Below are 9,660 nucleotides of genomic sequence, written 5' to 3'. Positions count from 1 at the left end.
GGCGGTACTCGCCGCGGTCGTCGCGGCGGGAGCGGTCGCGCACGTGGTGTCGTGCTTCACGCCCCGCGATGTGACCCTGGAGGGGCAGCGGGCCGCGGTCGCCCCGCTCGCCACCTGGGTGTCCGACAACGACGTGCGGTGGCTCGCCGCCGACCCGTGGGGGGCGGCGGTCGCGCCGATCGTGCTCACGGGCGCGCACCTCGGGCTCGCCGACGCTCCGGCGATGGCGCACGAACTGCGCCTCACGGGCGGAGCCTGCGCCACGGAGACGCTCGCCGACAGCGGCTACTTCCGCATCTGCGCCGCGCCCTGACCCCGCCGGGGCGGAGACGCGAACGGCCGGCCGCAGAAGCGACCGGCCGTCTCACGGGAGAGCGTCAGAGCGCGAGGCGCTCCTGCACCACGGCGGCGAGGCGCTCCGCGTAGGCGCGGGCCGACTCCGAGTCGGCCGCCTCGACCATGACCCGCACGAGCGGCTCCGTCCCGGACTTGCGCAGCAGCACGCGCCCGGTGTCGCCCAGCTCGGCTTCGACGTCGCGCACCGCCTGCTGCACGACCTCGTCGTCGGCGACACGATCCTTGTCGACGTCGCGCACGTTGATCAGCACCTGCGGGTAGACCGTCATCACGGAGGCGAGCTCGGCGAGGGACTTCCCCTGTCGCGCCATCTCCGACACCAGGTGCAGACCCGTGAGCAGGCCGTCGCCGGTGGTGGCGAACTCGCTCATGATCACGTGGCCGGACTGCTCGCCGCCGAGCGCGTAGCCGCCCTCGTTCATGTCCTCGAGCACGTAGCGGTCGCCGACCGCGGTCTGACGCACGGTCACGCCGTGCTCGCGCATCGCGACGTGCAGGCCGAGGTTGCTCATGACCGTGGCGACGAGCGTGTCGTCGGTGAGGACGCCGCGCTCCTTCATCGACAGCGCGAGGATCGCCATGATCTGGTCGCCGTCGACGATGGTGCCGTTCGCGTCGACCGCGAGGCACCGGTCGGCGTCCCCGTCGTGCGCGATGCCCACGTCGGCGCCGAGCCGCACCACGGCCTCAGCGAGGTTCTCGAGGTGCGTGGAGCCGACGCCGTCATTGATGTTCCAGCCGTCGGGGTCGGCGCCGATGACGGTCACCTCGGCCCCCGCGTCGCGGAACGTCTCGGGCGATACGCCGGAGGCGGCGCCGTGCGCGCAGTCGAGCACCACGTGGATGCCCTCCAGGCGGTGCGGCAGCGAGCCGAGCAGGTGCACGACGTAGCGGTCTTCGGCGTCGGAGAAGCGGTCGATGCGACCGACGCCTGCGCCGGTGGGGCGCAGCTTCTCGCCGTGCATGGCGTCTTCGATGCGCTGCTCGACGATGTCGGGGAGCTTGCGGCCGCCGCGGGCGAAGATCTTGATGCCGTTGTCGGGCGCCGCGTTGTGCGACGCCGAGATCATCACGCCGAAGTCGGCGTCGCGGTCGGCCACGAGGAACGCGAGTGCGGGGGTCGGGATGACCCCGGCCTCGAGCACGTCGACGCCGGAGGACGCGAGGCCCGCGGAGACGGCGGCGGTGAGGAAGTGCCCCGAGACCCGGGGGTCACGGGCGACCACGGCGGTGAGTCGCTTGCCTTCGGCCTTGCGAGCCTCCGCCGTACGGCCCTGGCCCAGGACGACAGCAGTCGCCTGGGCCAGGGTGAGCGCCAGGTCGGCGGTGAGGATGCCATTGGCGAGTCCTCGCACGCCGTCCGTGCCAAAGATCGGCATCGGAGCAGTGGACCTTAACGCTTCGAGTACTGAGGCGCCTTACGGGCCTTCTTGAGTCCGGCCTTCTTGCGCTCCTTGACGCGAGCGTCGCGCGAGAGGAAGCCGGCCTTCTTCAGGGTCGGACGGTTGTTCTCCGCGTCGATGCCGTTGAGGGCACGAGCGATGCCGAGACGCAGCGCGCCGGCCTGGCCGGAGTCGCCACCACCCGAGATGCGGGCGATCACGTCGTAGGCACCGGCGAGGTTCAGCGCGGTGAACGGGTCGTTGATCAGCTGCTGGTGCAGCTTGTTCGGGAAGTAGTCCTCGAGCGTGCGGCCGTTGACCGTGATGGTGCCCGAGCCGGGGACCAGACGCACGCGGGCGATGGCCTGCTTGCGACGGCCGACAGCGGCGCCCGGGACGCTGAGCACGGGGCGGGGAGCCGCCTCGACTGCCTCGGTCTCGGGGGTCGACGTCGAGAAGTTCTGGAGGTTTTCGGTGGTGTCCTGGATGTCAGCCACGAGTATGTCCTTAGTCGTTACGGCGCTTACTGGGCGACCTGGTCGAGGGTGTACGGCTGGGGCTGCTGCGCGGCGTGCGGGTGCTCGGCACCGACGTACACCTTCAGCTTCGACAGCTGCTGGCGGCCCAGGCTGTTCTTCGGGAGCATGCCGCGGATGGCCTTCTCCACGGCGCGGACCGGGTTCTTCTCGAGCAGCTCGGAGTAGCTGACGGCCTTCAGACCACCCGGGTAGCCCGAGTGACGGTAGGCGATCTTCTTCTGGAGCTTCTGACCGGTGAGCGCGACCTTGTCGGCGTTCACGATGATGACGAAGTCACCCGAGTCGATGTGGTTGGCGAAGGTCGGCTTGTGCTTGCCACGCAGGAGCGTCGCCGCGTGCGAGGCCAGGCGGCCGAGAACGACGTCGGTGGCGTCGATGACGACCCAGTCGCGCTGGACTTCGCCAGCCTTGGGGGTGTAAGTGCGCGTCACGATAGTGCTGCTTTCTTGTCGAACGGAGGTGTTCGTGAATCCCACTCCGGGGTGGTTCCTCCCGACAGGGACGAACACGCCAGTGGAGGGCTCACGTTCGGATGTGCGTCTTCCTCGCAGTACGGGAAGGGCACCAAAGAGTCAGCATACGCCACCCGACCCCCTCCGACCAAACCAGCCGCGGGCCCGCGCCCGGTCAGTCGGTCTTCACCGTCACCAGGATCGGACGGTGGTCGCTCGACCGCTGCGGCAGGGTCGTGATGCGCTCGATCTCGAATCCGGTCGAGGTCGCGAAGTCGTAGTGACCGCGGAAGACGCGGTAGCGCGTGTAGGTGTGGTCGTCGCTGAGCGACAGCGCATAGCCGTGGTCGCGCACGGCCTGCCCCAGGTTCTCCTTGAACACGGGGTAGTTGTAGTCGCCGACCATGAGCTGCGGAAGGCCGTCCCCGAGGCTCGCGAGCTCGGTCAGGGCCGCGCGGATCTGGTGGCGCCGCAGCGAGTTCAGCGCCGTCAGCGGTGCGGCGTGGAACGACGCGACGATGAACTCGTCGCCGTCGTCGATGTCGCGCAGCCGTGCGCCGAGCACCCGCTCGTGCGCGGGCTTCGCGATGCGGTCGTGCAGCGACTTCTTCAGCCCGAGGGTGCGGATGCCCTGCAGGTGGTAGGTGCTCTCGCGGTAGAACAGCGCGAGTCCGAGGCGGTTGCCCTGGGTGGCGTCGGCGAGCACGAGGCCCCCGATCCGGTCGGGCAGCGCCGGCACGTCGCACTCCTGCAGGCAGAGGATGTCGGGGTCGTGTTCGGCGACGAGTGTCGCGAGCTCCCCGGCCGCCCGGTGTTTGCGCAGGTTGTACGAGATGACCTTCATGACCGTGCCCACGCTACCCGCCCCTGCTGTGCCCGGGATCCGTATCCGGCGATCAGTCCGACTCGCGGTCGCGGCGGGCCCTGGTCTGTTCGGCCCGTGCGGCGAGCAGCTCGTCCGCCGGATACCCGACCTCGGTCAGCGTCAGGCCCCGGGCCGCGAGCACCTTGAACTCGCTGGTCCTGGTGAGGGCGTCGCGCAGCACCACCAGGTCGGACACGTCCAGGCGACCCTCCCCCACGGCCGCGCACGCGCCGACGAGGGCGCGCACCATGCTGTGGCAGAACGCGTCCGCCTTCACCTCGGCCACCAGCACGCCGTCCGCGTCGCGCTCCCACCGGTAGTCGAGCAGGGTGCGGATGGTGGTGGCCTCCTCGCGGGGCTTGCAGTACGCCGCGAAGTCGTGCAGGCCGATCAGCGTGCGCGCGGCCTCGTCCATCGCGCGCTCGTCCAGGCGTCCGCGGATGCTCGTGGTGTCGGCGCGACGCAGCGGGTCGTAGCCGGCCAGACCGTCGGCGAGACGGTACCGGTAGCGGCGCCACACGGCCGAGAAGCGCGCGTCGAAACCCTCGGGCGCCGCGGTCGACCGGGTGACGGTGACGTCGGGGTAGGCGCCGAGCACACCCCGCATGCGTCCCGCGATCGAGCCCGCCGGATCCTGCGCCGCCCGTCCGTGCCTGGCCTCGATGCGCGACCACTGCCGCTCGTCGAGATCGACGTGTGCGACCTGTCCGCTCGCGTGCACGCCGGCGTCGGTGCGGCCGGCGACCACGAACCGCACGTCGGAGCCCACGATGCGGGCGAGCGCCGCCTCCAGCGTGCCCTGAACGGTGCGGAGCGTGGGCTGTGTCGCCCAGCCGCGGAAGTGGGTGCCGTCGTAGGCGATGTCGAGCCGGATGCGCACGAGGCCAGCCTAGGACAGCCCCGCGCGCACCCGCCGCCTCAGATGCCGCCGTCGACCGAGCGGATGGAGACGCCGGGCTCGTCCGGCACCATCACCTCGGTGTCGCGGTTCAGGCTCTCGCCGCGGAAGAAGCGCTTCGACCGCGGGAACAGGTACCACAGGAGCATCAGCACCAGGCCGATCGCGAGCGAGCCGATGCCGATCACGAACGTGCCGCCGATGCCGAACAGCACCGTGTAGCCGTAGTCCACGTCCCACATGTCGATCGCGGACTGCACGAACGCGCCGGTGAGCAGCAGCGCCCCGACGAGCGGGAAGATCCCCTTGAAGAAGAGGTCGCGTGCCGAGGTGCGCAGGTCGGCGCGGAAGTACCAGACGCAGGCGAACCCGGTGATGGCGTAGTAGAACGCGATGGCGAGGCCCAGCGACAGGATCGAGTCCTGCAGGATGTTGTCGCTGATGAGCGTCATGCCCACGTAGTACGCGGAGGCGACCACGCCCATCACGATGGTCGAGAACGACGGGGTCTTGTAGACCGGGTGCACCTCCTTGAACTTCGCGGGGAGCGCCCGGTACACGCCCATCGCGAGCGTGCCGCGCGCGGTGGGCAGGATCGTCGTCTGCGTCGACGAGATCGCCGAGATGATGACGGAGACCACCAGCACCCAGCCGAACGGGCCCAGCAGGCCGTCCTTGATCGCGAGGAAGAAGTCGTCGGCGTTGGCCTCGTTGCCGAGCCCCGTGCCGTCCTCGCCGAGACCCGCGTACATCATCGCCGCGATCGTGACGGCGACGTAGGTCACCAGCAGGATCACGCAGGTCAGCACGGCCGCCCGCCCGGGAATGCGCTTGGGGTCCTTGGTCTCCTCGTTCAGCGCGAGGCACGTGTCCCAGCCCCAGTAGATGAAGAGGGCGAGCAGGATGGCCTCGGTGAAGCCCGACCAGTCCGTGAAGCCGAACGGGTTCAGCCACTCCCACGAGAACGGCGTGGCGTCGGGGGCGTCGCCGGTGAAGAACTGCCACAGCGCGGCCACCACGAAGATCGCGAGGGCCAGGTACTGCACGGCCAGCAGGATGTTCTGGATGCGCTCGCCGATCTCGACGCCGCGCCAGCTGACCCAGGTCATCGCGGCGATGAAGAGCACCGCGACGAGGATGATCCGCCAGTCGTTGTTCTCCAGGTCGAACCCGATCAGGGACCAGAAGTACACCGAGGCGATCTGGGCGAGGTTCGCGAGCACGACCATCCCGGCCACCGCGACGCCCCAGCCGCCCATCCAGCCCACCCAGGGGCCGAACGCTTTCGTGCCCCAGGTGAAGGTGGTGCCGCAGTCGGGCACGGCGTTGTTGAGCTCGCGGTAGGCGAAGGCGATCAGGAGCATCGGGACGAAGGCGATCACGAACGCGATCGGTGCCTGCGCCCCGACCGCGAGCACGACGAAGCCGAGCGTCGCGACGAGGGAGTAGACCGGCGCCGTGGAGGCGAGACCGATGACGGTGGATCCCCACAGGCCGAGGGTGCCAGCGGCCAGCCCCTTGCCGTCGGGTCGTTCCAGGTGGATGGGCGTCGTTGCCATGCTCAGACAGTACGACGAGCTGCGGTATACCGTCAATCCTTTTCTTCGAGCAACGGATTCCACTCACACAACTTCATCTCACGACGGAATCCGTGGATTCATTCGCGACCGAGCATCCCGTCGGCGTGCGTGGCGACCCACTCCATCAGGGGCAGCATCCGGTCCATCAGGTCACGCCCCAGCGGGGTGAGGCTGTACTCCACGTGCGGGGGCACCGTGGGCAGGGATTCCCGGTGCACCAGCCCATCCGCCGACAGCGTGCGCAGCGTGGTCGCGAGCATCTTCTCGCTGATGCCGTCGACCTCCCGTCGCAGCTCGCCCCAGCGCCGCGTGCCGTCCGACAGGCACGACAGCACCAGCACGCCCCACTTGCTCATGATGTGGTCCAGCACCACGCGCGTGCCGCAGCCCTGGTCGAACACCGTGGGCGAAGACTCCCGGATTTCCGCAAAACTCACCGACATGTAGGTACCTTACGTCAAAGTGGGTACCGGTCGGATGGAATGCGCGGGTGCCTCGCGCCGGTTGGGGCAGGTGTTCACCAACGGAAGGACCGCCCTCATGACCATCCTCATCACCGGAGCCACCGGACACCTCGGCCGCCTCATCATCGCCGCCCTCCTCGCCCGCGGCGCCGACCCCCAGTCGATCGTCGCCGGAGCGCGCGACGTGGCCAGGGCGGCCGACCTCGGCGTGCGCGTCGTGCCCCTCGACTACGACGACCCGGCCTCCGTCGCCGCGGCCCTCGACGGCATCGACACGGTCGTGCTCGTGTCCGGCTCCGAGGTCGGCCGCCGCGTCGAGCAGCACCGGGCGGTGATCGACGCGGCCGCAGCCGCCGGCGTCTCGAAGCTCGTGTACACCAGCGCCCCGAAGGCCACCACGAGCGACCTGGTGCTCGCGCCGGAGCACAAGGCCACGGAGGAGCTGATCGCGGCCTCCGGCGTCCCGGCCGTGATCCTGCGCAACAACTGGTACACGGAGAACTACGCCGCCGACCTCGCGCGCGCAGCCGAGACGGGCGTGCTCGCCTCCGGCACCGGAGACGGTCGCGTGGCCTCCGCCAGCCGCGCCGACTACGCCGAGGCCGCCGCCGTGGTCGCGCTCGACGACGGTCACACGGGCGCCGTGTACGAGCTCGGCGGCGACGTCGCGTGGGACTACACGGAGCTGGCCGCCGCGATCGCCGAGGTCACCGGACGCGAGGTGACCTTCGTGTCGCTCACGGCGGACCAGCAGCTCGCGGCGCTGCGCGGAGCCGGGCTCGACGAGGGCACCGCGGGCTTCGTCGTCGCCCTCGACGCCGGCATCCGCGGGGGCGCACTAGCCGAGACCGACGGCACGCTCGCGCGGCTGATCGGCCGTCCGACCACGCCGCTCGTCCAGGGACTGCGCGCGATCGCGTGAGCCGGCCGGAGCCCCGCCGACCGCACGGTCAGCGGGGCTCCGCCTCGACGGGCTCCCCCGCGGCACGGGCGACCTGCACGTAGGCCACCACGAGCGTGATGCTCTCGCGCTGGTACCCCTGCTCCGCGAGCACGGCCTCCACCGCGGCCCGCGCCTCCCGGAGGACCTCTCCGGACGCCGCGCCCGCGTCCACCCCGATCGACGCCTCGACCGCGACCCCGCGCGCCCCCGCGGCCACCGACACGATCGGCTCGGCGTCGCGCGTCGCGCCCAGCGCCGCGGCCCCCGCCCTGAGCAGATTCGAGATGAGCGAGCCGGAGCGGTAGACGCCGCGGACCCCCTCCTGCGCGCGCAGGACCTGTTCGATCCGGGCGGCCAGCTCGCGACGGCCCTCGCCGTCGATCGTCGGATCCTGCGTCATCACGACACCTCCCTGATGTCCTTGACGGTCACGTCGATCGCGGCGATGGTGAGCTCGGTGTGCCGACGCAGCCGCGCGTCCACCTCGGTACGGAGCCGGTCGGCCAGCCCGCGGATCGGCTCGCCGTGCAGCACGCTCGCGTCGATCGCCACGCGCACGGGAGCACCCGGCGTCGTGACGTCGCCCTCCAGGCGGCATCGCCCGACGAGCACGCCGGGGACCGCCTCCTCGGCCGCCCGCACGAGACCGCGCACCGCACCCTCGGTGATCGCCAGCTCCACCGCAGGGTCGTCCGAGGCGAACGGGATGCGGCGTCCCGCCCTGGCGTCCATCGCGATCCCGCTCAGGATCCGGTCGATCCACCCCTCCTCGACCGCGGGCTCTGCCGCGGTGTCGGCCGCCATCAGCGCGTCGCCCAGTCCGTGCAGCCGCTCGAGCGCGTCGAGGGCGAGCTGGCACCCCGGCGATTCCTCGATCGAGGCCACGCGCGGCTGACGCCCCGCCTCGAGGTAGTCGGCGAGCTCCTCGATCGTGTGCCCGTCGAGGTCGTCGGGCTCCAGTCCGAGACCGCGCAGGTCCGGGTTCTCGTGGTCGTCGTTCATCGCCACGCCTCCATCCGGGTGATCAGGAATCCGCGCGCACGGGCCAGCAGCCCGCGCACCGTGCTGACGGGGACGCCGAGCTCCGCGGCGATCTCGTCGTAGCTGTACCCGCCCATCTCGCGCAGCACCCAGCATTCGCGCTGCGCCTCCGGGAGCTCCCGCAGCGCGGCTCCCAGTGCCGCGACGCCCTCGCGCACCTCCACCACCGCCGACGGCGAGGCGTGCAGGGGTGCCGGCCGGTCGATCTCGGTCACATCGACCGCCGGGCGGTGGCGCCGGAGCCGGTCCACGGCCTTGCGACTCACGATGCGCATCAGCCAGCTCTTGACCTTGCCGGGGTCGTCGAGCTCGCCGAACCGCTGCCACGCGGTCACGAACGCCTCCTGCACGGTGTCGTCCACTTCGGCCGAGCCGTTCAGCATGCGCTGCGTGTACGCGCGCATCATCGGCGTGTACCTCCGCACCAGCACCGCGAACGCCTCGACGTCGCCGTCCATGGCGCGACCCGCGACGATGTGATCCCCGGCCTGTTCCAGCGGGCCGCGAGAGCCATCCGCTGCCATTCCCCCACCCTTCGTTCCGCTTCCCCTGCAGGTTCGGAGCGCGTGCGGCGACGGATCGGATCCGTGCGCACGGCTCGGCCGCAGGGAGCGCCCCGACCGGGGGCGCCCCCTGCGCGAGCGGGATCACTTCTTGAACGCGTCCTTGACATCCTCGGCGGCGTTCCGCACATCGCCCTTCGCCTGCTCGGCCTTGCCCTCGGCGACGAGCCGGTCGTTGTCGGTGACCTCGCCGACGACCTCCTTCGCCTTGCCGGCGATCTTCTCGGCGGCGGCCTTGATCTTGTTCTCTCCGCTCATGGCGGCTCCTTTCCTCACGCGACCCCGGCTCTCGGGGTCGACGACGTCCGGGCGGTGCGGGACCGGTGCCCCGCCTCGCCCGCGCCGGCCAGCGACCGGCGCATCCTCTGCCTCGACCGGAACAGCTCGCGCCACCCGCGGTCCGCGACGTGCACGACCACCGGCACCTCCACACCCAGCAACCGGTCCCACTCCGCGACGGCCGCCTCGGCCGCGGCGACGACGGCCCCCAGAGCCGCCCCCTTCCGCGGCGTCACGACGAGCCCGAGGGCGGTACGACGGCCCGCCCGACGCGCGACCGTCCGCGCCGACACCACG

14 protein-coding genes are annotated in these 9,660 nt (G+C 71.0%); 2 read left to right on the top strand and 12 right to left on the bottom strand.

What is annotated here, in order from left to right; all coding sequences use genetic code 11:
- Nucleotides 1–313: hypothetical protein (locus tag DW309_RS19570; protein ID WP_168387247.1), on the top strand; the 313-nt coding region annotated here is incomplete at its 5' end.
- Between the two features lie 64 nt (nt 314–377).
- Here DW309_RS19570 and glmM read toward each other — a convergent pair.
- From glmM to DW309_RS10915, 7 genes are all read right to left on the bottom strand, one after another.
- Nucleotides 378–1,736, bottom strand: a complete 1,359-nt coding sequence (gene glmM, locus DW309_RS10945; protein ID WP_136045386.1) for a phosphoglucosamine mutase — start codon at nt 1,734–1,736, stop codon at nt 378–380.
- Nucleotides 1,737–1,750: 14 nt separating this feature from the next.
- Nucleotides 1,751–2,236, bottom strand: a complete 486-nt coding sequence (gene rpsI, locus DW309_RS10940) for a 30S ribosomal protein S9 (RefSeq protein ID WP_136031687.1) — start codon at nt 2,234–2,236, stop codon at nt 1,751–1,753.
- Nucleotides 2,237–2,262: 26 nt separating this feature from the next.
- The gene (rplM, locus tag DW309_RS10935) at nt 2,263–2,709 is read right to left on the bottom strand and encodes a 50S ribosomal protein L13 (protein ID WP_136031685.1); all 447 of its coding nucleotides are present in this window, start codon (nt 2,707–2,709) and stop codon (nt 2,263–2,265) included.
- Between the two features lie 196 nt (nt 2,710–2,905).
- The gene (locus DW309_RS10930; RefSeq protein ID WP_136031683.1) at nt 2,906–3,574 is read right to left on the bottom strand and encodes an endonuclease/exonuclease/phosphatase family protein; all 669 of its coding nucleotides are present in this window, start codon (nt 3,572–3,574) and stop codon (nt 2,906–2,908) included.
- A gap of 52 nt (nt 3,575–3,626) precedes the next feature.
- Entirely contained in the window at nt 3,627–4,475 is an 849-nt protein-coding gene (truA, locus tag DW309_RS10925) for a tRNA pseudouridine(38-40) synthase TruA (RefSeq protein ID WP_136045385.1), read from the bottom strand.
- A 38-nt stretch (nt 4,476–4,513) separates the two neighbouring features.
- Complete coding sequence (locus DW309_RS10920; protein ID WP_136036437.1) at nt 4,514–6,052, bottom strand: APC family permease; 1,539 nt, start codon at nt 6,050–6,052, stop codon at nt 4,514–4,516.
- A 98-nt stretch (nt 6,053–6,150) separates the two neighbouring features.
- Nucleotides 6,151–6,516 carry a winged helix-turn-helix transcriptional regulator gene (locus DW309_RS10915; RefSeq protein WP_136045384.1) on the bottom strand — a complete coding sequence of 122 codons (366 nt, stop codon included), beginning with the start codon at nt 6,514–6,516 and terminating at the stop codon, nt 6,151–6,153.
- Between the two features lie 97 nt (nt 6,517–6,613).
- On the opposite strand from DW309_RS10915, the gene DW309_RS10910 reads away from it, so the two are divergent.
- Nucleotides 6,614–7,459: an SDR family oxidoreductase gene (locus DW309_RS10910; protein ID WP_136045383.1), complete on the top strand. Its 846-nt coding sequence runs from the start codon at nt 6,614–6,616 to the stop codon at nt 7,457–7,459.
- A gap of 28 nt (nt 7,460–7,487) precedes the next feature.
- On the opposite strand, the gene DW309_RS10905 is transcribed toward DW309_RS10910, so the two are convergent.
- The 5 genes from DW309_RS10905 to DW309_RS19565 all read right to left on the bottom strand — a co-directional run.
- On the bottom strand, nt 7,488–7,880 hold the full coding sequence (locus tag DW309_RS10905) for a hypothetical protein (RefSeq protein ID WP_240753185.1): 393 nt from the start codon (nt 7,878–7,880) through the stop codon (nt 7,488–7,490).
- Complete coding sequence (locus DW309_RS10900) at nt 7,880–8,482, bottom strand: Asp23/Gls24 family envelope stress response protein (RefSeq protein WP_136031671.1); 603 nt, start codon at nt 8,480–8,482, stop codon at nt 7,880–7,882. The genes DW309_RS10905 and DW309_RS10900 overlap by 1 nt, the downstream gene beginning before the upstream one ends.
- Nucleotides 8,479–9,045 (bottom strand): RNA polymerase sigma factor, encoded by a 567-nt coding sequence (locus DW309_RS10895; protein WP_136035291.1) that lies wholly within the window; start codon nt 9,043–9,045, stop codon nt 8,479–8,481. The genes DW309_RS10900 and DW309_RS10895 overlap by 4 nt, the downstream gene beginning before the upstream one ends.
- A 123-nt stretch (nt 9,046–9,168) precedes the next feature.
- Nucleotides 9,169–9,342: a CsbD family protein gene (locus DW309_RS10890; protein WP_136031698.1), complete on the bottom strand. Its 174-nt coding sequence runs from the start codon at nt 9,340–9,342 to the stop codon at nt 9,169–9,171.
- A gap of 14 nt (nt 9,343–9,356) precedes the next feature.
- Nucleotides 9,357–9,660, bottom strand: a 304-nt coding sequence (locus DW309_RS19565; RefSeq protein ID WP_168387246.1) for a hypothetical protein, incomplete at its 5' end; no start/stop codon positions are given.

It is taken from the genome of Microbacterium sp. K41, from assembly GCF_004794395.1.
GTDB classification, from domain to species: Bacteria; Actinomycetota; Actinomycetes; order Actinomycetales; family Microbacteriaceae; genus Microbacterium; species Microbacterium sufflavum.
This window is presented reverse-complemented; position numbering and strand designations above follow the sequence as displayed.